Source organism: Paenibacillus sp. FSL L8-0494, from assembly GCF_038003695.1.
GTDB lineage: Bacteria > Bacillota > Bacilli > Paenibacillales > Paenibacillaceae > Paenibacillus_AQ > Paenibacillus_AQ odorifer.
The window spans coordinates 4,783,111-4,807,783 of record NZ_JBBOPQ010000001.1 but is presented as its reverse complement, the minus strand read 5'-3'; the positions used below and the strand labels follow the sequence as shown (position 1 = coordinate 4,807,783).

At 44.4% G+C, this 24,673-nt stretch carries 20 protein-coding genes, 1 pseudogene and 1 riboswitch; of the genes and pseudogenes, 17 read left to right on the top strand and 4 right to left on the bottom strand.

The genetic code is table 11. From position 1 onward, the window contains the following. Positions 1–13 precede the first annotated feature (13 nt). The 9 genes from NYE35_RS21880 (at position 14) to NYE35_RS21840 (ending at position 11,228) form a co-directional block, all read left to right on the top strand. Positions 14–1,654 (top strand): response regulator, encoded by a 1,641-nt coding sequence (locus tag NYE35_RS21880; RefSeq protein ID WP_341122038.1) that lies wholly within the window; start codon positions 14–16, stop codon positions 1,652–1,654. Between the two features lie 107 nt (positions 1,655–1,761). After that, the gene (locus NYE35_RS21875; RefSeq protein ID WP_036676124.1) at positions 1,762–3,480 is read left to right on the top strand and encodes an extracellular solute-binding protein; all 1,719 of its coding nucleotides are present in this window, start codon (positions 1,762–1,764) and stop codon (positions 3,478–3,480) included. Positions 3,481–3,713: 233 nt separating this feature from the next. Continuing rightward, a complete protein-coding gene (locus NYE35_RS21870; RefSeq protein WP_036676126.1) occupies positions 3,714–4,604 on the top strand; it encodes an ABC transporter permease in 891 nt (296 codons plus the stop codon). A 27-nt stretch (positions 4,605–4,631) separates the two neighbouring features. Further along, positions 4,632–5,510: a carbohydrate ABC transporter permease gene (locus tag NYE35_RS21865; protein WP_076104427.1), complete on the top strand. Its 879-nt coding sequence runs from the start codon at positions 4,632–4,634 to the stop codon at positions 5,508–5,510. 318 nt (positions 5,511–5,828) lie between these two features. Next, on the top strand, positions 5,829–6,485 hold the full coding sequence (locus tag NYE35_RS21860) for a stage V sporulation protein AA (RefSeq protein WP_036676129.1): 657 nt from the start codon (positions 5,829–5,831) through the stop codon (positions 6,483–6,485). Between the two features lie 2 nt (positions 6,486–6,487). Then, positions 6,488–6,913 carry a stage V sporulation protein AB gene (locus NYE35_RS21855; protein WP_036676132.1) on the top strand — a complete coding sequence of 142 codons (426 nt, stop codon included), beginning with the start codon at positions 6,488–6,490 and terminating at the stop codon, positions 6,911–6,913. A gap of 576 nt (positions 6,914–7,489) precedes the next feature. After that, positions 7,490–9,190 (top strand): spore germination protein, encoded by a 1,701-nt coding sequence (locus tag NYE35_RS21850; protein WP_076104482.1) that lies wholly within the window; start codon positions 7,490–7,492, stop codon positions 9,188–9,190. 126 nt (positions 9,191–9,316) lie between these two features. Then, positions 9,317–10,651 (top strand): diaminopimelate decarboxylase, encoded by a 1,335-nt coding sequence (lysA, locus tag NYE35_RS21845; RefSeq protein ID WP_036676133.1) that lies wholly within the window; start codon positions 9,317–9,319, stop codon positions 10,649–10,651. Positions 10,652–10,796: 145 nt separating this feature from the next. Beyond that, the gene (locus NYE35_RS21840) at positions 10,797–11,228 is read left to right on the top strand and encodes a peptidylprolyl isomerase (RefSeq protein WP_036676135.1); all 432 of its coding nucleotides are present in this window, start codon (positions 10,797–10,799) and stop codon (positions 11,226–11,228) included. Between the two features lie 55 nt (positions 11,229–11,283). Here NYE35_RS21840 and NYE35_RS21835 read toward each other — a convergent pair whose 3' ends face one another. Beyond that, positions 11,284–12,039: a YwaF family protein gene (locus tag NYE35_RS21835; RefSeq protein WP_076141324.1), complete on the bottom strand. Its 756-nt coding sequence runs from the start codon at positions 12,037–12,039 to the stop codon at positions 11,284–11,286. Positions 12,040–12,282: 243 nt separating this feature from the next. On the opposite strand from NYE35_RS21835, the gene NYE35_RS21830 reads away from it, so the two are divergent. Continuing rightward, positions 12,283–15,750 (top strand): collagen binding domain-containing protein, encoded by a 3,468-nt coding sequence (locus NYE35_RS21830; protein WP_341122037.1) that lies wholly within the window; start codon positions 12,283–12,285, stop codon positions 15,748–15,750. 16 nt (positions 15,751–15,766) lie between these two features. On the opposite strand, the pseudogene NYE35_RS31480 reads toward NYE35_RS21830, so the two are convergent. The 3 genes and pseudogenes from NYE35_RS31480 to NYE35_RS21820 form a co-directional block, all read right to left on the bottom strand. Then, positions 15,767–15,961 (bottom strand): annotated as a pseudogene (locus NYE35_RS31480) (stalk domain-containing protein); the annotation flags it as partial. Positions 15,962–16,192: 231 nt separating this feature from the next. Beyond that, on the bottom strand, positions 16,193–17,296 hold the full coding sequence (locus NYE35_RS21825) for a sensor histidine kinase (protein ID WP_341122036.1): 1,104 nt from the start codon (positions 17,294–17,296) through the stop codon (positions 16,193–16,195). Continuing rightward, positions 17,293–18,003: a response regulator transcription factor gene (locus NYE35_RS21820; protein WP_341122035.1), complete on the bottom strand. Its 711-nt coding sequence runs from the start codon at positions 18,001–18,003 to the stop codon at positions 17,293–17,295. The genes NYE35_RS21825 and NYE35_RS21820 overlap by 4 nt, the downstream gene beginning before the upstream one ends. A gap of 459 nt (positions 18,004–18,462) precedes the next feature. Between NYE35_RS21820 and mscL the strand changes: the two genes are divergently transcribed. The 7 genes from mscL (at position 18,463) to scpB (ending at position 24,581) form a co-directional block, all read left to right on the top strand. Then, a complete protein-coding gene (gene mscL / locus NYE35_RS21815) occupies positions 18,463–18,858 on the top strand; it encodes a large-conductance mechanosensitive channel protein MscL (RefSeq protein WP_036676141.1) in 396 nt (131 codons plus the stop codon). Positions 18,859–19,046: 188 nt separating this feature from the next. After that, positions 19,047–19,220, top strand: a riboswitch (FMN riboswitch). A gap of 217 nt (positions 19,221–19,437) precedes the next feature. Further along, a complete protein-coding gene (ribD, locus tag NYE35_RS21810; protein ID WP_341122034.1) occupies positions 19,438–20,538 on the top strand; it encodes a bifunctional diaminohydroxyphosphoribosylaminopyrimidine deaminase/5-amino-6-(5-phosphoribosylamino)uracil reductase RibD in 1,101 nt (366 codons plus the stop codon). Positions 20,539–20,593: 55 nt separating this feature from the next. Next, entirely contained in the window at positions 20,594–21,262 is a 669-nt protein-coding gene (locus tag NYE35_RS21805; RefSeq protein WP_036676145.1) for a riboflavin synthase, read from the top strand. A gap of 62 nt (positions 21,263–21,324) precedes the next feature. After that, entirely contained in the window at positions 21,325–22,578 is a 1,254-nt protein-coding gene (locus NYE35_RS21800; RefSeq protein ID WP_051490904.1) for a bifunctional 3,4-dihydroxy-2-butanone-4-phosphate synthase/GTP cyclohydrolase II, read from the top strand. A gap of 36 nt (positions 22,579–22,614) precedes the next feature. Then, positions 22,615–23,082: a 6,7-dimethyl-8-ribityllumazine synthase gene (ribH, locus tag NYE35_RS21795; protein WP_036676377.1), complete on the top strand. Its 468-nt coding sequence runs from the start codon at positions 22,615–22,617 to the stop codon at positions 23,080–23,082. A 136-nt stretch (positions 23,083–23,218) separates the two neighbouring features. Then, on the top strand, positions 23,219–24,010 hold the full coding sequence (locus NYE35_RS21790; protein ID WP_036676147.1) for a segregation and condensation protein A: 792 nt from the start codon (positions 23,219–23,221) through the stop codon (positions 24,008–24,010). After that, entirely contained in the window at positions 23,979–24,581 is a 603-nt protein-coding gene (gene scpB, locus NYE35_RS21785; protein WP_036676149.1) for an SMC-Scp complex subunit ScpB, read from the top strand. Before NYE35_RS21790 ends, scpB begins: the two co-directional genes overlap by 32 nt. The last annotated feature ends 92 nt before the right edge of the window (positions 24,582–24,673 follow it).

Genomic DNA, 24,673 nt, shown 5'->3' with positions numbered 1-24,673 from the left:
AGGAGGAGAAAGAATGATAGAGCTGTTGTTAGTTGATGATGAGCCCTATGTTACGGAAAGTTTAGCCCGTACTATTCCATGGGCTGAAATCGGGGTAAAGCAGGTGCATCAAGCGGCATCGGGTGCTGAAGCTCTGCAAATTATGGAACAGCAGGCTATAGATATTATGGTTACTGATATTTCAATGCCAGGAATGACTGGCCTGCAATTAATAGAAGCCGTAGGCGAGCAATGGCCAAATATTCGGTCCATTTTATTGACGGGTTATTCCGATTTTCAATATGCGAAAAAAGCTATTCAACTGCAGGCATTTGATTATATTTTGAAGCCGGTAAGTGATGACGAGTTTATCAAAAGCGTATCCGGTGCGATTGAATCTTTGAAAGATGAATGGGAAGCCCATGATAGATATCATTTGCTGCTGTATAATCGCAAAGCCGATTACAGTGTTTTGCGGGCTAATCTGATGCACGAATTGCTTCTCGGCAGGGTGCTGTCCGAGCGGACGCTGGCCATTAAGCTGAAGGAATATGAAATCTCCTTCCAGCCGGACGCTGAAGCAGCGATGCTGCTGATTCAGCTTGGTAAACATTATGCCGCCATGGATCACCATTCGGTTTCTCTAATGGAATATGCGATCGGTAACATTGCCGAGGAGCTTTTTAAGGAGCAGTTCCATGTCTGGTTCTGCAAAGCGCCGCATGATTGCTTGATTCTGCTTGTTGAATTAAAGCCGGCAGTTCAGCAGGGATTGGAGCAAATGGCTAACTATGAAGCTGCAAGGCAGCAAGTCCTAAAAGCGGTGATCGCGAATTTCCAAATTAGTGTAAGCAATTACCTCAAGGGTGAGATTTCACTGATTGTAACGGAGTGGTTCACCTTTCCAGAGGGGATGACGGCTGCCTATCGAAGCGGTCTTAGCTCGATGTATTTGGCAGCACATGATGAATCCAGTTCCGTGCTGTTTTTGGATGATCGCCAGCATCAGGAGACGATGAGCATCAAATCGCTCGAATGTCTTTATCGTCCACCTACACTCATTCATCTGTTGGAATCCAAACAATGGGATACAGCAAGGCAAAAAATTGCTGACGTGTTCCGGGATATGGAGAATGCACGGTTTTCTAGTGAACATCTGTACGAGGTCTTTCTATCGATAACGAATGCATTTATGTATATAGCGCATAAGAGTGGCCAGTTCATCTCCAAGATTGATCAATACGCTTTAGATCCGTTGTTGACGCAGAGTATTATTGTTTCTTTTGATAAGCTTAAAGAATGGGCGTTTGATATGCTCGATAAGCTTCAGAAGGAGCTATCCGAAAGCGATCAGAATACGAAAAGTTATATTATCAAGCAGGTCCATGAGCTGGTAGGAAACCATTCGGGTCATGAGCTGTCCGTCAAAACCATTGCCGATCATGTATATTTGCATCCTGTCTACTTGTCCAAGATTTATAAGGCTGAGACTGGGGAAGGGCTTGGGGACTATATTATTCGGATGCGGATGGAACGGGCACTTTATCTGCTTAAAAATACGAATAAAAAAATCTATGAAATCACCTCTGAGCTTGGATATCAAAATCCGCAATATTTCAGTAAGATGTTCAAAAAACACTACCATATGACACCAAATGAATTCCGGGACGGATAGAGGTTGAGAAAGGTGCAGAAACCTTGTTTAAATGACGTATTCGGGCTTAGAATCGTTCCCTATAATTAAATTGTAACCAACACTTATGGAATCCAAGGGGGAACAAAATGAGCGCGATGAAGAGAAAAAGATGGCTGCCGCTCCTGTGTATGAGCATGCTTTTGGCGGGTAGCCTTGCGGGCTGTTCAGGCAATAACGCTGCTAATAGTAAAGACACTGCTGGAGATAAAACAGCTGGTGAAGCGACTGCAAATACAGCTTCCAATTCTGAAAACGCCTACAAGGATAAATACGATCCTGAGGTGACATTTACAACCGCATGGGGCGTGGACCCTGAGCTTAAATTCAAAAACGGTGAAAGCATTGAGAATAACGTGGCTACAAAATGGGCTAAAGAAAAATTCGGCATCAACATTAAGTCCCTTTGGTCCATCACAGATACGAACGGCGCATTTGGTACGAAGCTGCGTTTATCCATGTCTTCAGGTCAGGACATGCCTGATGTCGTAACCATCGGTACAGCCGACAACACGATTGCACAGGATTTGATCGATTCCGGCATGTATGCTGATGTAGGAACTTTGTTTGATAAATATGCTTCAGATACATGGAAAGAAGCGATGGCACAGGATCCTAACGTTTGGAACCAATACAGCCGTGATGGAAAAAGAATGGGTCTGCCTGTTCTCGATTATGCATATAACCATGATTACATTCTGTGGATCCGCCAAGATTGGCTGGATAAGCTGAATATGCAAGCACCGAAGACGATCGATGAGCTGGAAAAAGTGATGGATGCGTTCAAGAATCAGAACCCTGATGGCTTGGCACCAGACAAGGTAACTCCACTTAGTATCGGCTTTAAAACAACGATGAACACTTGGATGGGCGACCCTTCTTGGATCTTTGGTGCTTACGGAACCTTGCCACAGCAATGGAATCTAGATGCTGATGGTAAATTAGAATACGGCTCTGTAAATGCTGGCATGAAGCAAGGGCTCGAAAAACTGAAGGAATGGTTGGATAAAGGTTATATTCCTCAGGAAGCGGCTCTTTGGGATGAGAACAAAACTGCCGAACCAGCAGTTGCGGGTACAGCAGGTATTCTCCCGGGTCCTTACTGGATGAGCGGCTGGCCGCTTCAGGATACCGTGAAGAACTCTCCAGATGCAGTATGGGCTCCAATTGAAATTCCAGCGGGTCCAGATGGAAAGGTTATGCGTCATGGTACACAATTCACTAACGGTGTAACTTTGATCAGCACGAAAATGAAAAATCCTGAAGCCTTCTTTACTTATCAAAACTACCTGTTCGATAACTTTGCTAATCCAACGCCAGGCAGTGAACTGGATAACGGCCTTTTTGCAGGATACGACTATGAGCTAGATGCGAACGGTAAGATGATCGAAAATGATAAAATTGCTGGCGGTTATGTGAATAGCGTTCGTTATATGCTGGTTCGTGACGGTGCCCGGATTCCGGATGCCCAAATGAAAGCACTCCTTAACCTGGCAGATGGCGCAGAGCCAACAACCCGCCTGGAGAAAGACGTAGCTGTGAATTATGGTAAAGATACCCCAGCTGCTGCAAAAGTTCTGCTGGCGCAAGAGGATAAATCCTTTAAGAATATGTTCACAGGTCCTACGACCGAAACTATGAAATCGAAGATGGACTATCTGAACAAAATTGAGAACCAAACGTTTAATGAAATCATCTATGGCAACAAACCGCTGGATGCATTTGATTCCTTTGTAGCGACCTGGAAATCAGGTGGTGGCGATCAAATCACTAAAGAAGTTAACGAATGGTATGACAGCGTAAAATAAGGTTTGGATTTAGTTTGGCTAGGTAAAAAGCAGCAAACGGGACCGTCTCTTCAGCCGTAGTAATAGCTTTAGGGAGGGTCCCTGTTTGCGTTTGGAGTCCTCTTTTTTCTATGTGATAAAGAGATTGCTTTTGTACCATATATATTGGTTTTGCTCGCTATTTGAGGAATTCGGGCGTTGCTATAATTTGAGTATGGTTACAGAAGAACTTGACACGATATGGGGGACCAAGGATGAGAACACTAAAAAAAACATGGCCTTTTCACTTGATGTTATTGCCGGCGATGATATTCCTGATCATCTTCAGCTTTATTCCAATGGGCGGAATTGTGATGGCATTTCAGGATTATAAGCCATGGCTGAAAATTTCAGGCTCGGCATGGGTTGGATTGGACAATTTCCGTTATCTGTTTGAACGTAATGACAGTATGCAGGTCATTTGGAATACATTGATTATTGCTGTTCTAAAAATGATTTTCAATCTGGCTGTACCGTTTGTGTTCGCCATTTTGTTAAATGAGATTCGCAAGGTATACATACAGCGCACTATTCAGACGCTGGTTTACTTGCCTCACTTTTTATCTTGGGTTATTCTCGGCGGGATATTGCTGGATTTGCTTGCTACAGATGGTTTTGTCAATCAGATCTTAGGCAGCATGGGCTTCAAACCCATCTTTTTCTTAGGGGATAACAACTGGTTCCGGTTCACAGTTATTCTCACAGATGTGTGGAAGGAATTTGGTTATAATACGATCGTCTTCCTAGCTGCTCTAGCAGGAATCAATCCTTCATTATATGAGGCTGCTGAAATAGACGGCGCTAACCGCTGGAAGCAGACACGTTTTATCACAATGCCATCTCTATTGCCAATGGTTGTGGTGGTAGGTACCTTGGCTCTCGGAAATGTATTGAACGCAGGGTTTGACCAGATTTTTAACCTCTACAATCCACTGGTCTATCAGAAAGGCGATATTATTGATACCTTCGTGTACCGCACGGCTATTCTGAATGGTGAGATGGGCTTTGGTACGGCAATCGGACTGTTTAAGTCGGCCATTAGTATGATCCTAATTCTCGTCTCGTACAGTTTGGCTAAGAAGTGGGCAGGATATCGCATTTTCTAATCTACCAAAGGAAGAGGGAGACAACTTATGTATTACAAAACAAGAGGTTATCGTATATTCAATGTGTTTAATACTTGCTTTCTAATCCTGCTCGCACTGATGTGTATTGTACCTTTGATTCACGTGCTGGCTGTATCCTTTAGCGCGAAGTCGGCAGCTGACGCCAATTTGGTAGGATTATGGCCAAAGCAATTCTCTCTGGAAGCTTATAAAAAGACAGTAAACAATCCAATCTTCCTACACTCCATCTGGGTATCTGTACAAAGAACCATACTCGGGACTGGACTTACACTATTAATTACTTTTCTGGCAGCCTACCCGTTGTCCAAAGAAAACTCAGCCTTCAAGGGCCGTAATGTCTACTCTTGGTTGTTCGTTTTCAGTATGGTGTTCAACGGCGGATTGATTCCATTTTACATTGTGATTCAAAAGATTGGTTTGATGGATTCCTTCTGGGTACTTGTTCTGCCAGGTGCGGTAAATACGTTCTTGGTGATTCTGATGCTGAACTTCTTCCGTGGTATTCCAAAAGATCTGGAGGAGGCCTCGCTTATAGACGGAGCCGGACATTTCCGTACGTTGTTCAGCATTTACTTGCCGATTTCTTTACCATCGATCGCTACGATTGCCTTGTTTAGTATGGTGTTCCATTGGAACTCCTGGTTTGATGGACTATTGTATTTGAATAATTCCAAACAATTTCCACTGGCGACATTCCTGCAGACGGTTATCATTCAACGGGATATGAGCTCCATGAGCATCAATCCAAAGGAAATGGAGCTGATCTCGCAGACGACGGTGAGAGCCGCGCAAATATTTATCGGAGCCGCTCCAATTTTGATCGTATATCCTTTCCTGCAAAAATATTTTGTTAAAGGGATGACACTTGGTTCTGTAAAGGAGTAGCAATGATGACAACCACATTTATCAATGGAATGGATATCTCGTTTCTGGATGAAATTGAACAGGCACGGTATGTTGGATTACTTGCGATCTAACTGATGAATTGGCAGAAACAAGAAGACAGCTTAAGGTTAATTACCTTGAGCTGTCTTCTTTTTAATTTCCAGAAGAAGGATTGGCCTTTCCTGATACCTATAAACAAGCAACATTTCAGTATTTCAGGAAATTGATTCAGAGCAGCAAGAGTAAAAATAAGGCTTTACTCCCATACTACCGTTATCTTGGACCTGAGCTTCACCATAACCTTTAGGAGGAATGCGGATGAAACAACATTCTGCTCCCACCATCTATATACAGCTTAAAAATCGGGTGATGGTTCCCAAGGGTAAAGGTGTCACATTGGGTGATATTGCTTTTTTGATAGCGGAGCCTGAGCTGAAAGAGTCGTTGGAGACAATTCTCTTAATGAAGCCGGAGCAAAGTGACGGCAATCTGATTTTGATTGATCTGTTGATGGTTATCCCCCGGATATATGAACTTATACCGAATGCGGACATTGAACCGATCGGTGAAGGGAGGACGATTGTGCAGATTGAGAGTCAGGTGGAGAGACGGAAACCTTCGGTGGCGATGTTTGTTTTAGTGTGGCTGCTGCTTTTCTTTGGGTCTGCTCTGACAATTATGAACTTTCATGCTGATGTAAATATGCTGGAGGTACAAATTCGAATTGTGGAGATGCTAACGGGTCATCGGGATGAGCATCCCTATATATTTCAGATTGCTTATTCTCTGGGCATCGGGTTTGGGATGGTCATTTTTTTCAACCATTTATTTAAAAAGAAGTGGAACGAGGAGCCTACTCCGCTGGAAGTGGAAATGTATCTGTATCAGAAGAACATCGACCAATATGTCATCAATGAGGAATACAGCAAGATGAGGCGCCGAAGTGAAAACCAATCTGAGAATACGGAGGACTGAAGATGACGGCACCCATAGCACTGGGACTAAATTTGCTGCTGGGCATTGCGGGTGGTATTGCTGTAGGCGGCGGAGTGATCGCTCTATTTGTTGTGCTCGATATGGTGCCGCGTCTGGCGCAATTAACCTCTTCTTACGATAAAGTTCATTGGTACGAAGGCGCGATGGTAGGTGGATCTTTAGTAGGTACTGTTAGTGATTTTTGGAATTGGAAAATTACCTCAGGTCCTCTAGTTGAACTTGGTGTAGGACTATTTGATGGGATTTTTGTCGGGATGCTCGCTGCAGCATTGACCGAGGTATTAAATGTGCTGCCGATACTCGCTAAACGCTTGAATATGACACATTATCTATTCGGTCTGTTAATGGCGATGGTGAGTGGGAAGGTCGCGGGTTCTTTGTTCGACTGGTTTGTATACCGACAGTAAACAGGGGGTTAGGAAATGAGCAAGTTTATTCACAGCGGTGATTCTGCACCGGAAGATGATCATCTGGAAGATAATGCTGCAGCTGCTGCAGCAATGAAGACAACTGCAGCGGATCTAGTTGCAGATCACACAGAACCTGTAGGAGCTTCAGCTATCGGGGAAAGTGAAGATTCAGCGGAAAATTCTACAACAACTGAAACTAGCCAAGACCAGGAGGATGCAGAGGCGTCAGCTGAATTAGGCACTGAGCTGCAAGACGCAGATGCAACTGCGGAGCAGGGAACAGAGCAGCAGGATGCAGCAGATGCCACTGCGGAGCAGGGAACAGAGCAGCAGGATGCGGAAGCGACTGCCGAGCAGGGAACAGGGCAGCAGGATGCAGCAGATGCCACTGCGAAGCAGGGAACAGGGCAGCAGGATGCAGCAGATGCCACTGCGGAGCAGGGAACTGGGCAGCAAGATGCGGAAGCGACTGCGGAGCAGGGAACAGGGCAGCAGAATGCAGAAGCATCGGATGAGCTCGGCAATCAGGAGCCCAATGAGCCGAGTAAAGGTTTTTTTGCCAGGTTATTTGGTATGGATTCAGAGGATTCGGAATCAGATGATGAGGCACAGGATCAGAATGCTCAGGCAGCAGGAGGCACAGATAACGGTACCGGAACCGGGGAGGGTTCTCAAGCTCAACCGAAGCCTTCGAAGAAGCAGGCGAAGCAGCAGACTCAGAACAAAGGGAAAAATAAGCTGCAAGACAAACGCGATAGTGAGCATTCTAACTCATTAAAGGAATCCGTTATTTATTGGCAAGGCAATGATCATATCCCAGGTTCTCTACAAGAAACAAAAAACACGCTGACCGAAGTGATGGGACTGGGATCAAGTTTTGATGTGACGTTTAGAGAAATGTCCTTTGGGGGACATAAGACAGCTTTACTCTGTTTAAGCGGATTCACCAACGAAGATGTAACGGATGAAATTCTGAAACGACTAACCTACCTTTCTTCAGAAAATTTGTCCGCAGGTGTGTTAGGTAGCTTTATGAACGAATACATCCCTCATATTCAAGTTGAAGAGGGTAGTGTATTAAGTGAATGTTTCGATAAAGTATTAAAAGGAATGAGCGCACTATTTATTGAGGGCGAGAACAAAGTTATCCTAATGGATACTCGATCTTACCCAATGCGAAGTCCTGATGAACCCTCGATTGATCGGGTGGTACGTGGTGCGCGTGATGGTTTTACAGAAACCCTGCTTAGTAATATTTCACTTGTAAGAAGACGGATACGTGATCCGGGGCTGAAGCTTGAAATGTTTCAAGTGGGACGGCGGACACGGACAGATGTCTGTGTGGCTTACATCGATGATATCGTTGATAAAACACAGGTTACGTCTGTCATCGATAAAATCAACAGCATCGATATCGATGGTATTCCACTGGCGGATAAGCAATTGGAGGAAGCGATTATCGGCGGAGGGTGGAACCCTTATCCTATGGTGCGTTATTCTGAACGCCCTGACGTTGTTGCCTCCAATTTATTGGAGGGACGGGTCATATTATTCGTGGATACCTCACCCATTGTAATTGTTCTTCCGACCACCTTTTTTGATCTTTGCCAGCATGCGGAGGAGAATCGTCAGACTCCTTTTATGGGGACATATCTGCGGTGGGTCCGTTTCATCGGCATCTTCGCCTCCATGTTCCTGCTCCCGTTATGGATGCTGCTTGTTATCCATCCTGAGTTAAAGCCTGCTATGCTGGATTTTATCGGGCCGCAAAAGACAGCGAGAATTCCTATTCTCGCTCAGTTTCTGATTGTAGAGCTTGGGGTTGATTTACTGCGGATGGCCGCCGTGCATACCCCAACACCTTTAGGCTCAGCGATGGGTTTGATTGCAGCCATATTGATTGGTGATATAGCGGTGCAGAGCGGTCTGTTTGTAAACGAAGTAGTACTATATATGGCGGTAGCCTCAATCGGTATGTTCGCGACTCCGAGTTATGAGCTGGGTCTGGCGAATCGTATAGTCAGGCTTGTGTTATTAATTGCCGTAGCGGCGTTCCAGGTACCAGGCTTTATGATTGGCACGACGTTGCTGACTATCTTCTTAACCACTCATCGGTCCTATAACTCCTCATATATGTGGCCGTTTATACCCTTTAATGCAAAGGCAATGAGTGAAATTCTATTGCGTAAACCGGTCCTAAGTTCGAAGGAAAGACCGTCTTTTAACAAAACCAGAGACAATACCAGAATGCCGCCATCTCAAGAGAATGAGTAACAATCGTAGGAAAATACAAAACTACTGCAAATTAGTCCATTCAATGGAGTTCCCACTGTCTGTTATACTGAATACACTAAGACAGGGTGGAACCTTGATATTCCACAGAAATTGGAGGACTAAAGAATGTTTCTACACGGTACTAGCCGCATTAACGATGCTGGGCATTTGGAGATCGGCGGATGTGATGTAACTGAATTGAAAGCGGAATATGGAACCCCGCTATATATATTGGACGAGCAATTGGTTAGACAACGTTGCCGGGAATATATGGATGCTTTTAAAGCCTCCGGCCTTGGTTTCCAAGTAGCTTACGCAAGCAAGGCGTTTTCAGTAATGGCAATGGTTCGTTTGGCTGATGAAGAAGGTTTGTCACTGGATGTTGTATCTGACGGCGAACTATATACAGCTTTGCAAGCTGGCTTCCCGGCAGAACGTATTCATTTTCATGGCAACAATAAGACATCTGAAGAGATTGAAATGGCGATTGATGCCAAAATCGGCTGCTTTGTAGTCGATAATCTGGTAGAGCTTAACCTTTTGCAGTCCATTGCCGCACGTAAAGAAGTTAATGTGAACATCTTATTGCGGGTGACACCAGGTGTAGAAGCGCATACTCATGAATATACCGCAACTGGCCAGACGGATTCCAAATTCGGTTTTGATATCGGTAATGGATCGGCCTATGAAGCAGTGAAAGCAGCAGTCAGCAAAAAGAATATCACGCTGCTTGGTGTGCATTCCCATATTGGTTCGCAGATCTTTGAGACCGATGGTTTCCAGCTGGCTGTTGAGCGTGTGGCAACTTTTGCCCGCAGTGTTAAAGAAGGCTTGGAAGTGGACTTCCGTGTAGTCAATCTTGGCGGAGGTTTCGGCATTCGTTATGTTGAGGGAGATACCCCACTACATGTTTCTGAATATGTTGCAGCGATTACGGATGCAGTGAAGACTCATTTTGCGGGAATTTATAGTGCTTTGCCGGAAATTTGGGTGGAGCCGGGCCGTAGTATTGTTGGAGATGCAGGTACTACATTGTACACTGTAGGATCTAACAAGGACATTCCTGGCGTGCGTAAGTACGTTGCTGTTGATGGTGGAATGACCGACAATCCACGCCCTGCTTTGTATCAGTCTAAATACGAGGCATTGCTTGCTAACCGTGCTAACGAAGACGCAACTGAGACTGTCTCCATCGCTGGTAAATGCTGCGAGAGCGGAGATATGTTGATCTGGGATGTAGAGCTGCCGAAGGCTGAAAGCGGCGACTTGTTGGCTGTAGCCTGCACAGGCGCGTACAATTACTCCATGGCCAGCAACTATAACCGTCTTCGCCGTCCGGCTTTAGTATTCGTACAGAACGGACAAAGCGATCTTGTAGTGCGTCGTGAAAGCTATACTGATCTTATTGCCAACGATATTGTTCCAGAGCGTATCGCCAAACAGACAGTTGTTGCTAAGTAATAGCCTGCTGCTGTAAGGTGGGTAAGGTTGAGCAGCATACAGAGCAAGCAGGAAAGTCTCCTGCTTGCTTTGCTTTGTGCGTGGTTTCATAGTAATATAATTGAGGTATTCTAAATTTGTTAATTTTGAAAGGGGTCATTTACATATGGCAAAGCAAGCGAAAATCACTCTAGAAAATGGCGGCGTAGTGCTGCTGGACTTGTTCGATCAAGATGCACCTAACACTGTAGCCAACTTTGAAAAGCTGGCAAAAGAAGGTTTCTACAACGGATTAACATTCCACCGTGTTATCCCTGGTTTCGTTGCTCAAGGCGGATGCCCTAACGGAACTGGATCTGGCGGTCCAGGATACACAATCAACTGCGAAATTAACCCAAACAAACACGAACGCGGAACACTTGCTATGGCACATGCGGGTAAGAACACAGGCGGAAGCCAGTTCTACATCTGCTACGCTCCACAACCACACTTGGATGGAGTACACACTGTGTTTGGTAAAGTAGTAGAAGGCATGGATCTTGTTGATGCTTTCAAAGGACGCGACAAAATGACTTCGGTAGAAATCATCGAAGCTTAAGATTTAATAGTTAAAAAGCCAGTCTCCGAATATCGGGGCTGGCTTTTTTGTGTTGTTAAAGAATCCGCCTAACCTGTGTACGCCGCGAATTGCGCCGTTCTGGCAGCCAGAAGAATATCAAATACATGGCAAGAAACACAGTGAAGGCAAACAGCTCTTCAACAAGCAGGTAATAAGGATAAGGTCCAAAATAATCCAATACGGAATAGGTGCTAGGCTTCTGGGATAGGAACATGTAGTTTGAGCCTAGGAAGTAATTAGCAGTCCAGATGCAGGCAGCCACAATATTGAGGCCAAGCATGGTGATGAGTAACGATCTCCAAGTCGGCTTGTAGCCCTCAATCCAGGTCATATAAAGAGACGCCAGAATAATAGAACCATGAGCTATAAAAAACAGGAGAAAGCGGAAATGAGGGAACGGATAAACTAGGTTAGGGGTAAGCAACGCAATAAATGCTCCGCCGATCCCGGCAAAGTAGAGAAAGGAATAAAGGGTTCGACTGCGTGAAATTAACATGATAATAGACAGCAGTAGAGTGATTCCACAGAGCTCGAACGGTAATGAGGAGCTGGAGCGCCAGAAGTTCTGAGAGATGTACCACATTTGCAGCCCGGCTTCTGAGACTACAAGTAGAATGATTAGCAGCAAACGCACACTTTGCCGAAGTCTTGAATCTGCACGAATTTCAAACCGTAAGCTATAGAGCAGTAGACAACTTAACGTAATGATAGACAGCGCAACCCAATGCGAAGATGAGAACATGATGAAATCCTCCGCGTGCTGGCGATCAAAAAAAGATGAAAGCTGCATAGACATACCTCCTTTGAACGTGAAAACATCCATCAAAAATAAAGTTTGAGAATTTTAATAATATTGATTCTAGATATCCATAAATTGGGTATATATGTATATGTTCTGTCAACTCCACCACATAAGGAAGACTTTTCATTATATTAACATAAGATGGGGCGCTGGGTGCGGAATTACATATGAAGCTTTTGAACAAACAGGGGTGGAAAACAATTAGAACAAGAAAATGGAGGCAAAAAGAACATGTTTAAGAAAAAAATAAGTGTAATGGTCATTATTTTGATGCTTGTGGCACAATATGCCTATGGCATCGGATTTGCTCCGCAAGTAAAAGCGGCTGCGATTGATGACGAAAGAAATATCATCACCAGTGTTTCGATGGCTGTTTACGGGCCAGATGGAATCACAGTCACGAATAGCGTATACGAACAAGATGCTAATGTTACCTTGGATTATAATTGGTCTCTTCCTAAAAATCATAATTACAAGCAAGGTGACACTTTTACTTTTCAGCTTCCAGAACAGTTCCAGCTATTTAATGATTTTAACGGACCCTTAGTCTCTGAGGATGGAGATGTAGGGAGCTTTGAAGTCAGGCAAATTTCACATGAAGTGATAATGACTTTTAATGACTACATAGAAACGCATGATGACGTGCAGGGAACGCTGCGGTTAAATACTAAATTCGATAAACAGAAAATCTCGGGCAGTACTATTCAGAATATTTTATTTCCCGTGAGCGGCGGTATTCAGACAGTGACAGTGAATTTTAAACCAAGTGTTGGATCGACTATAGAGAAGAGAGGTATTCCCGAAGGCTTCAATGCGAACCAAATATTATGGACTGTTGATGTCAATAAGTCTTTGGAAGCCGTGGGGAATGCCATTGTGACGGACCCCATCCCTTCAGGCTTATCATTAAATACTCCAGTCACTGTGAGCGTGTATCAACTGAGCATTCAATTGGATGGTTCAGTAACGGAAGGAGCATTGCTCGACACAAGCAAATACTCTGCAGAGCTCTCCGGAGGGTCACTGATTGTCCGTTTTAAGGAGCCTGTGATTAAAGAGGCTTACCGTATTGTATATTCCACAGGGATTGCTAATGACCATCAGCTAAGCTTCACCAATACTGCAACTTTTTCAGGAGATGGGCAAGAGCCTGCCAGCTCCTCTGCCACAGTGAATGTAGAACGTGGAGGAAGCTTGAAAAAGTATTCCACAAGCTATGATGGGGGCAAGCAGATCATTTCCTGGGCAATTGAATATAACTACAGTGAAAAGAACATCCCGCAAGGAAACGCTGTGTTAACAGATTTGTTCGATGATTCTCAAGAGCTGGTAGCCGATTCATTAAAAGTATATGCTGTGCAGCTGGATTCTTCCGGTGGTGCAACGTTAGCCAAGGTTTTGACAAAGGATGTTGACTACACGGTTGTTTCCACCTCAGACGTTCATAAGGCTGGATTTGTATTGCAATTTGTACACGATGTTACTTCACCATATCGAATCGAATATAAGACAAAAGCGATAAAGCGCGTGTTTGAGGATGTCACCATAACTAATACAGTCTCCGATAGTACGTATAGTAATCAGGCTACCCGATTAATCCGGTCTTCCATTCTTTATAAGACTTTATCAACCGTAGATTATCAGAATAAAACATTGGGCTGGAAGGTCACATTGAATAGTGACAATTACCCGATGAGCCATGTTGCAGTTACCGAATCCTTCCCATTTGGCGGCCTAAAGTTTATTCCGGAATCACTGGTGATTAGAAATCTGAATGGAAATGTTTTAAATCCGAATAACTATAATCTAGTATACAACTTACCTGTCGAGCCTAATAAAGGCTTCAAGGTAGTGTTTAATTCACCAATATCTGGACTTTACACGATTAGCTATTCTACAGAATTTAACAAGGATTGGATTTGGGCTAAAACTGAAAATTTCAACAACAAAGTTCGCTTAGACTGGATGGACTCTACTGAAGCCTTACGCACGATAGAAGCAGAAGGGTTATTCATTCCTAGACCTGAAGCGAAAAACAATGGATTTAAAGGGGGAGCCTACGATGCTTCAACTAAAGAAATTACTTGGACGATAGGCGCCAATTATAACGGCAAAACCCTCGAAGCTCCGGCGCTTGCAGATATTTTAAAATCAGGCCAGACCTTGGTTCCTGGTTCACTTAAAGTTTACACTATGAATATTGCAAAGAATGGTGACCCTACCATGGGTACAGAAGTGAATCCTAATAAATATACCCACAGCGTAAATAGCGATAATGAATTAAAGGTTATTTTTACAGATAAGATTAACTCCGCTTTCTACATTGAATTTAACACAAGTCTTGAAGGGCAAATAATAGGCACTACTATTGATAATAAAGCTAATCTCTATGATGGAACAAAAGTGGTTTCCAAAGATTTGACCGCCTCCGTAAAAATTCCTTTTGGAGAGGATTATGTGCTGAAGGACGGCACACAAAACGGGGATAAAATCGACTGGAGCCTGCAAATTAACCGGGGGCAGTCTACTGTAAAGGATGCTTTAATCAAAGATACTCCTAGTGCTAATCAAATTTTGCTGCAGAATTCATTCCATCTATATCCTACGGCTGTAGCTGTGAACGGAGATATCACGAAAAGCGGCCCTGAATTGATTCAGGGTATTGATTATAGCGTAGTTATTACAACGGATGCCGATGGAAAACAATCCTTTGAGTTAAGCTTTGCCAAGGAAATCAGCAGGGCTTACATTCTCGAATATCAATCCCTGATTGTGGCTAACACTGGAGACAAAGTAATAAATACTGTACATTTCAGTGGTTTTAACGGCAGCGAAATAAGTAAAGAGACCTCCAAAGAAATTATTGTCGGGGTCTCCAGCGGTTCTGGCACAGGCAGCGGGGTTAGAGGCACCCTCAATATTAAGAAGCTAGATGCTGAAGATAACTTAAAAGCGCTTGGTGATGCGACTTTTGCATTGTATCGACTAAATGGAGCGGAACGTGTATTGATTAACAGTCTAACTACAGATGCAGAGGGTACAGCTATATTCAATAAAATATGGCTGGGTAGCTATGTATTGGTGGAGACAGCAGCTCCAAATGGTTACGTGCTCGATACATCCGAGCATCCAGTGGAGATTCGTTCCTCGTCAGCGATTCAACTGGTGATTACGAATCAAAAAGCAGTGGAGCCAACGCCTACGGCAACACCAGAGCCAACCGATGCTCCAACAACAACACCAGAGCCAACCGTAACACCTGCACCATCAACAACGCCAGAACCGACGGTTTCTCCATCACCAGAAGCGACTGCTGCACCTACACCAATCCCTACAAGCAGCACATCTGGAGGTTCGGTGGTACCCACGTCTACAAGTTCGCCCGTACCAGGGGTAATTATTAATGATCCAGCTGTTCCTGCTGGTCCTGGAATTGCCGCCGATCTAGGATCCGCGACATCAACCGATGAGGGAATTCCTGAGCAAGAGATAACCGAAGATGAAATTCCTTTAGGAGAAGTTGATATCGCCGATGAAGAAGTACCAAAGGGTACGGTGAACAATAGCACTTCGGTTGCTCCTCAGCTGCCGAAGACAGGTGAGAATAGTCCAATGCCACTGTATCTGTCGGGAATTGGGTTGATAACGATAGGCTTTGTTTTGAACCGAGTATTTAGACGTAGGGGTAAGACGGAGTGATTGAGATTAGTGTGATTTAAGATTTTATGCAAAAGCACCCAGCATGATAAATGCCGGGTGCTTTTGTGCTTTTTTTGAAAATTTTATGGCTGATTCTTAAGTGTACCGGGACTAAAACTTTTCCTCCTGGCAGTAGCGGCGCAGCATCAATGGTGAGAGCTTTCCCGTTCACGAGTGCTTTGACACTGCCCACAGTCATAGTAACGGTGTTCTCGGCGTGCTTAAGCTAAAGATCAGTAGCGGTCGGCGATGCTTAGCTTCGCGGTATGAATGAAATGGCCCCTAGCATAGTTAAATAAGATGGATAATAATATTAGAGGAATTCCTCACTTATAGCAGAGTTGGTATGAAATCACTATAAGTCAGAGATCTTAAGGCTTTATGTTATGAAATCTTATCATTTTCTTAATGGATGAGATTGTACAAAAAATCCCTGCAAGCATCATTCGCTCACAGGGAAAGAGGTTTCAAATTCAGTTTGTTTGCGTGTGCTTTTGGCTGTAATGGTTCCGCCGTGAAGTTCTGCAATACTCTTGGCTATGGCGAGCCCTAAGCCACTTCCGCCTGTCTCTCGGGAGCGGGATTTATCGACACGATAAAAGCGTTTAAATAAGTGGGGGAGGTCGGATGCAGGGATAGGAGTACCATAATTCGTACATACAGCAACTATTCTACCGTCTTTTCTAACAACAGAAATGTCTAGAATTTTCCCTTCCTTTCCGTATCTTACGGCATTGGTAAATAGGTTCTCATACAATCGCACCAGCTCGTCCGCATCTCCGTTGATGATCAGAGGAGCTGTATCCGTATGAATGCGGTAGATCATATCTGCTTGTTCCAGTACGGGTGCAAATTCCTCAATCAGCTGTTCGAGCAGCTTGCCGAGATCTACAGGCTCAATATTTAGCGGTAATCCGCTGCTGCTGACGCGTGTGTATTCAAATAAATCGTCGATTAGCTTTTTAAGAGTCAGAGATTTCTCATAGGCAATATTCACATAATAACGCAGCTCAACCTCGTTTTTATAACGATCCTTCTCCACATATTCAAGGAATCCGAGAACAGAGGTTAGTGGGGTTCGGAGGTCATGGGACACACCTGTGATTAGGTCATTTTTGGCTTTTGCAGCGGCTCGTTCTTCCTCTATAGCAGATTTTAGCTTGCCAGCCATTGTGTTCATATTTTCAGCGAGCTTTCCGAGTTCATCCGTACCTGATACCGGCACCTTGAAAGACAAATTGCCATCCGCAATGGCCTGAACTCCGCTCGTAATGTTATGAAGATTCTTAGTTGTATTTCTGGACAGTTTTAGGATGAAAAAAATAAATAAAGGAATCCCTATAAGAATTACAACTGGCGTTGATCCAATGGTATTGATCACCCAGAGAATGAGTCTGACTCCCCAAAAGGAGCGTGAAGGATTTAACCACAGCAATAGTGAAGTGCCATAATAGCCGCCCATTAAGATTAAAGCGGTGAGTGCTAGGCTCGTTAAGCTGAAGCCAACTATTTTCCAGGATAGGGTATCGAATCGTTTAAAGTTCAACTAGAAGGACCTCCTTTTTCCAGTTTGTAGCCAACGCCCCATACCGTTTTTAAGTATTGTGGTTTACGCGGATTTTCTTCTATTTTTTCTCTGATTTTACGAATATGCACCATGAGTGTATTGGTGCTTTCCAGGAATTGTTCTTTCCATACTTTGGCGTAGATCTGCTCCATGCTTAGGACTTGTCCTCTATTACGGGCGAGCAGCTCTAGAATCGCAAATTCTCGCGGGGTAAGTTTAACTGGCTGATCATCCACACTAACTTCATGCGTAACCGAATTAATAACCAAGCCATCAATGATGATTTCATCCTGTTTGGCGTTTAGATCTGCCATGTAATTTCGAGTTCTGCGCAGCTGGGATTTAACACGGGCAACTAACTCCAGCGGACTAAAAGGTTTCGTAACATAATCATCTGCACCTACGCTAAGTCCGGTGATTTTATCAAGTTCCTGCCCTTTAGCAGATAACATGATGATCGGAAATTTTTGCGTTTCACGAATTTTAATACAAGCCTCAATGCCGTCCATATTAGGCATCATGATATCAAGAACCATTAGGTCTATAGTCTCTCTATTGATAATTTCGAGTGCTTCCAGCCCGTCTCTGGCAGTTAACAGCCGATAGCCCTCGTTCTCCAGATAGATCTGCATTAGTTTAATAATCTCGGCTTCGTCGTCCACCAATAGCAGCGTTCCGTTGTGCATTTCTCAGCGTCCTTTCTTGCTTGTAAAGCAATCTTGCTATAAGAAGTATACAACATTTTCTTGTTTGGAAGCCTCATTTGAAGACCAGTGAAGGCAAAGGAACTGTATAGCAGCTAATAAATTAGTGGAATAAAAGACCAAATCCCCCACAGCATTATGCCAGTTTGTTTTTTATTTTAGCTTGCTCTGATCGCTGTGCCTCAATCCATGTTTTGATCTGTGGATAATACATTCCCAGCCATGCCCCTAACATGCAGTTCTGGAATCTTTTTTAAGAGTTGTCATGATAGAAATCTTCCTTTCTTGTAGTGCTTAAACTCTATTTAACAGGAGACTTCTTAACAACGCTGGCAGATAAAAGTAAAGGGAAACTTAATAGTTTCTTAACAAGTCTTAAGAATTAGGAAGCTACTATGCTATAATAATTTCAAATTAAATATGTTGGGGGTAATTTGGAATATGTGGAAGGAATTTAAAGCTTTTGCCTTGAAAGGAAATGTTCTTGATTTAGCGGTTGCGGTCATTATTGGAGCTGCATTTGGAAAGATTGTAACTTCATTAGTAAATGACATTATTATGCCAATTGCAGGTTTGCTTACTGGTGGGATAGATTTGAAGGATCGGGTGCTTGAAGTCAGTACGGACCTGAAAATACCTTATGGACTATTTTTACAATCGGTTGTGGATTTCTTTATTATTTCATTTTCCATTTTTCTGGTTATCAAGCTGGCCAATAAATTTCAGCGCAAAGAAGCCGTTAAAGTTGAAGTGGTGGAGACTCCAGCACCTGCAGAGGATATCGTGCTGCTTACGGAAATTCGTGATCTTTTGAAACAACAAGAACGTGGTTTGTAATCATGAAATATAACCAAGAAGCGCCAGGAGTCCTTGTCCTGGCGCTTCTTGGTTTCCTTTTATAAACTCAGTACAATCTATAATCTAGTTACAAATTTTAAGTAAATATAATAAACGCACTTGCATTTCGCTGGTGTAAGTGATAATTTTGTTAGTAAGGAAAACTTGAACCTCAATTAAATAAAGGATCAATCCTTCAGGGCAGGGTGTAATTCCCTACCGGCGGTGATGCTGTTGTAGAAGTAACTTATTAAGTTCATCTACAGTGCTCAGTCCGCTACCCGGCTCGCGTTGTTGACGCGAACGGTGGACCTGGTGAAATTCCGGGACCGACAGTATAGTCTGGATGGAAGAAGGAGAGGTTGACCGCTTGTCTGCAATGGACTGGCGGATCGCAGTGTTTTCATATAATCATGTGCGATATTTCACAATACCCGTCGATTGACGGCTATTTAAGCACACTTTTATTTGGACTGCCGATTAACTCTCGCATAACCCATCTTGAACTCCTCCTGGAGAATGAGATGGGTTTTTCTGTTTTTTTAGCTTAAGAATTGACAGAGTGGATAGGAGGAAGAGATGGACAACATGAATGATGAGTTTTATATGTCGCTAGCATTGGATATGGCAGAACGTGCCCAAGGGCAAACGGGAATTAACCCTGTTGTTGGCTGCGTTGTGGTGAAGAATGGAGCAATGATTGGACTCGGAACTCATTTGCAGCGCGGTACGGGGCATGCCGAGGTGCACGCTTTGAATATGGCAGCTGGGCAGGCACAGGGCAGTACGGCATATGTCACACTAGAACCGTGCAGCCATTATGGAAAAACTCCACCTTGCAGCCAAAGGCTGATCGATGAAGGGGTAGCTAGGGTTGTAGTTGCTTGTGAAGACCCGAATCCTCAGGTGGCAGGAAGAGGAATCCAAATGCTGCGTGACCAAGGGATTGAGGTCGAAGTTGGTTTGCTGCGTGATCGCGCGCTTCGATTGAATGAGCGTTTTATCAAATATATTTTGACAAAACAACCTTTTGTTACGCTGAAGAGTGCTAGCACTCTTGATGGCAATCTGGCTACCAAATCTGGTGACAGTAAATGGATTTCGAATGGGGAAGCGCGGGAGATCGTACATACGCTGCGGCATCGGCATCAGGGCATCATGGTCGGTGTGAATACAGTGATTGCTGATAATCCCTCTCTGACAACAAGAACAGAAGTGCCTGGCATTAACCCGACGCGGATCATCATTGATTCCGGGCTACGTATTCCTCTGGATTCGGCAGTTGTATGTGATGGTCTAGCGCCTACACTTATTGTAACAACCGATGCTGCAGATCCTGCTAAGAAGGCTGCACTGCTGAAAGCAGGTGTTCAAATCGTTGTATGCGGAGCAGGTCCAAGAGTGGATCTGAAGGCGGCCATGATATCCCTTGGCGAAATGGAAATTGGCTCTATTTTGCTTGAAGGCGGGGGAACGCTGAACGGTGCGATGCTGGAATGCGGGCTAGTGGATCGTGTGATTCTCTTCTTCGCTCCAAAAATTGTCGGTGGTGGTACAGAAGCGAAAGGGACTTTCGTATTCCCGGGTGTAGAGCTGATGAAGGATGCGATCTCACTTGAAGGATTGGAAGTAAAAGTGCTAGGAGATAATGTATGTATCAGCGGTACTCCGGTACGCTAACAAAAGCTATGCAAGAAGTGAATTTGAGGAAGTAATGCTTTTTAGGAGGGATATCATGTTCACCGGATTAATTGAAGAGGTTGGTGTTTTGCGCAGTGTCTCCGCCGGTGGGGAAATGATGGTGCTGAATATTGCCGCTTCGGTCATCATGGATGATCTAAAAATCGGTGACAGTGTGTCCGTCAATGGGGTTTGCCTTACGGCGACAACTTTGGGCGATCATTCCTTTACAGTGGATGTAATGCCGCAGACCTACCGGAATAGCAACCTGAAGGAACTGAAGCCCGGCAGCCGGATGAATCTGGAACGAGCGATGGCAGCTGGCGGGCGTTTTGGAGGACATATTGTTCAAGGACATGTTGATGGCACTGGCATTATTAAGAGTGTAAAACGTGATCAAAATGCTGTCGTATTCGAGATTGCACCGGATCGTAAATCACTATTTAAATATATTATCCCTAAGGGATCGATCACGATCGACGGCATTAGTTTAACTGTAGTGAAGACTACGGCCTCATCGCTGGCAGTGTCCATTATTCCGCATACGTTAGGGGAAACAGTACTGACGCACAAACGGGCCGGGGATAGTGTAAATATCGAGTGTGACGTACTTGGCAAATATGTAGATCATCTGTTGCATTATGGCTCAGCCGCCCAAGATGAAGAAGGCGAGAGCCGCTCCGGGATTAGTCATGATTTTTTGGCGGCGAACGGGTTTGTTTAAATAAAGAGTTTGCTTACGAAGAAGGGAATAATCTTTCGTAAAGCTTTTAGGAGGATAGGATCATGAGCGAGCAATCGAAAAAGGAAAGTGTCTTGGATCCGATTGAAGATGCTATATATGACTTAATGCGCGGTAAAGTCATCATTGTAGTGGATGATGAAGATCGTGAGAATGAAGGGGATTTTATAGCCCTTGCTGAACGGGCGACACCAGAGGTCATCAATTTTATGATTACTGAGGGACGTGGATTGGTTTGTATGCCTATTACCCAGGAGCGTGCGGCAGAACTTGAACTGCAAGCCATGGTAACCCACAATACCGATAATCACGGTACGGCTTTTACCGTATCTGTTGACCATATTGATACAACCACTGGGATCTCTGCGGGGGAAAGATCTTTGACCGTTAAGGCCATGATCGATCCAAAAGCAAAACCTGCTGATTTCCGCAGACCGGGGCATATGTTCCCGCTGATTGCGAAAAAAGGTGGCGTTCTGCGCCGCTCCGGACATACGGAGGCTGCTGTTGATCTAGCGCGGATGTGTGGCGCTTATCCAGCCAGTGTCATTTGCGAGATTATCAAGGAGGATGGCTCAATGGCCCGCTTACCTGATCTAATCGAAATTGCCCGCAAGCATGATCTTAAGCTGATCAGTATCAAGGATCTTATTCATTATCGCAATGAAAAAGAACAACTCGTTACTCGCGAGGTTTCAGTACGTCTTCCTACCGATTTTGGGGATTTCCAGACCATTGCTTATACAAATGAAGTCGATGATAAAGAGCATGTAGCTTTGGTAAAAGGCGATATTTCCGGCGATGAGCCAGTGCTTGTACGTGTACATTCCGAATGCCTGACTGGTGATGTATTCCACTCCCATCGCTGTGATTGCGGCCCGCAATTTGAAGCTGCACTGCGGCAGATCGAAACTGCCGGAAGGGGCGTGTTACTCTATATGCGCCAAGAAGGCAGAGGCATTGGCCTTATCAATAAGCTTCGGGCTTACAAGCTGCAAGAGGAAGGACTTGACACTGTAGATGCGAATCTAAAGCTTGGTTTTCCAGCAGATCTGCGTGACTATGGAATTGGAGCACAGATTCTGAAGGATCTGGGTGTGCGCCAAATCCGTCTGCTCACGAACAACCCACGTAAGATCAAAGGGCTGGAGGGTTATGGATTGGAAGTCGTTGAGCGCGTGCCGATACAAATGCCGGAGAACAAGGACAACACCAACTATCTCCACACGAAGCAAGCGAAGCTTGGACATATGCTGTCTTTTGACGATATTGAACAAAATGAGGATTCGAAAGCTTAACCATACATTATAAAAAACGAAGGGTAGATGATGGATATGCCGAAATATTTAGAAGGACACTTAGTTTCTGAGGGGTTAAAATACGGAGTTGTTGTAGGACGTTTTAATGAATTTATTACCAGCAAGCTTTTGTCAGGTGCACTCGATGCCTTTAAACGCCATGGTGTCGGTGATGATGAAGTGGATGTTGCTTGGGTTCCAGGGGTATTTGAAATTCCATTGATCGCGCAAAAAATGGCTGAAAGCGGCAAATACGACGCTGTAATTACCTTAGGAACGGTTATCCGTGGTTCCACTACACACTATGATTATGTATGTAATGAAGTTGCCAAAGGAGTAGCCGCTATCAATCTTAAGACCGGCGTGCCGACCATTTTTGGCGTAGTTACTACTGAAAATATTGAACAGGCCATCGAGCGTTCAGGAACTAAAGCAGGCAATAAAGGTTGGGATGCTGCGACTGCTGCGATTGAAATGGCGAATCTTAACAAACTGTTTAAGTAAGTCAGCTATTGACGAATCAGTCGAATTCGTGCTTATTTATAGTATAAGAAGAAAGCATGGATTATAAGAGCCCTTTCTACTTGTGTAGCGTCCAGACGGGCGCTGCACTTTACTTTTTTTGGCGGGAGGATGCTTCGTGACTGTATTGTACAAGCTGGAGACGTTTGAAGGTCCGCTGGATCTGCTCTTGCATTTAATTGATAAGGCGGAAATCGACATCCAGGACATTCCGGTCGCCGAGATCACCGAACAGTATATGGAATACCTGCGTAGCATGCAGGAGCTTGAATTGGATATTACGAGTGAATTTCTCGTGATGGCCGCTACCCTTTTATCTATAAAGAGCAAGCTATTGCTGCCCAAACCACCGGTCATTGAGATCGATGATTTTGAATATTACGAAGAGGATGAATTTGATCCACGAGCTGAACTTGTTCAGCGACTGATTGAGTATCGTAAGTTCAAGAGTATTGCTGTACATCTAATGGATATGGAGAGCGAGCGGAGCTTGATTTTTACGAAGGAGCCTGAGGATTTGGGTCCATTCGTGCCAGAAGAGATTGATCAAACGCTAAAAGGACTACATACCTCAGACTTAATAGCCGCTTTTCGTAAAGCGCTAAGTAAGGCTGCCAGAAGGTCTTCTTACCAGCGGATCACCCGGGATGAAATATCGGTAAAAGATCGTATACGTGATGTATCAGATGCGCTGCAGCGCAGAGGAACAGGCGGTAAGCTGCATTTCTCCGCACTGCTTCACGATGAAATGGCACGGCACGAAATCGTAGTTACTTTTCTTGCGATTCTGGAACTGATGAAAATGAAGGCGATTTTTTGCTACCAAGAGAAATTGTTTGATGACATCGTAATGGAGTGGAGAGGAGGAGAACACTTCAATGGATTACAAAACGCTGAAATCGATTATTGAGGGCCTGCTGTTTCTATCAGGGGATGAAGGAATCTCTGTACGCCAAGTGGCTGAAATTACGGAACAGCGCCCAGAGCTTGCGGCCGGAGCATTAGAGGAACTGAAAGAAGATTATGTAGCACAGGAGCGGGGCTTACAGGTAGTGCAAATTGCCGGGAACTATCGGCTGGCTACATTGCCTGATCATGCCCACTATTTTGAGCGTCTGGCCTATTCACCATCCAGATCAACCTTGTCTCAGGCTGCCTTAGAGACTCTCGCAATCGTGGCTTATCGCCAACCGATTACGCGGGTGGAGATTGAAGAAATCCGGGGTGTGAAGTCGGAACGCGCAATTCATACGCTGAATAACAAGGATTTGATTCATGAGGTTGGTCGTGCGGAAGCGGTAGGCCGGCCAATTCTGTACGGGACGACTAAATCCTTCTTGGAGAGCTTTGGTCTTGCCAGTCTAAAGGATCTGCCGGAACCAACAAACTTTGAGTCCACGGATAATTTGGAAGAAGAGACACAGCTATTGTTCAATAAGCTGGATACTCAAATGACTTTTGAGGATGTCGAGCTGCCTTAGTTCGTACGAGAACGCTAATAATTGTATTGAAGGGACTGCCCTTAAACCATTTATGTGGTTTGGGACAGTCCCTATTTTTATTTAAGCTTATA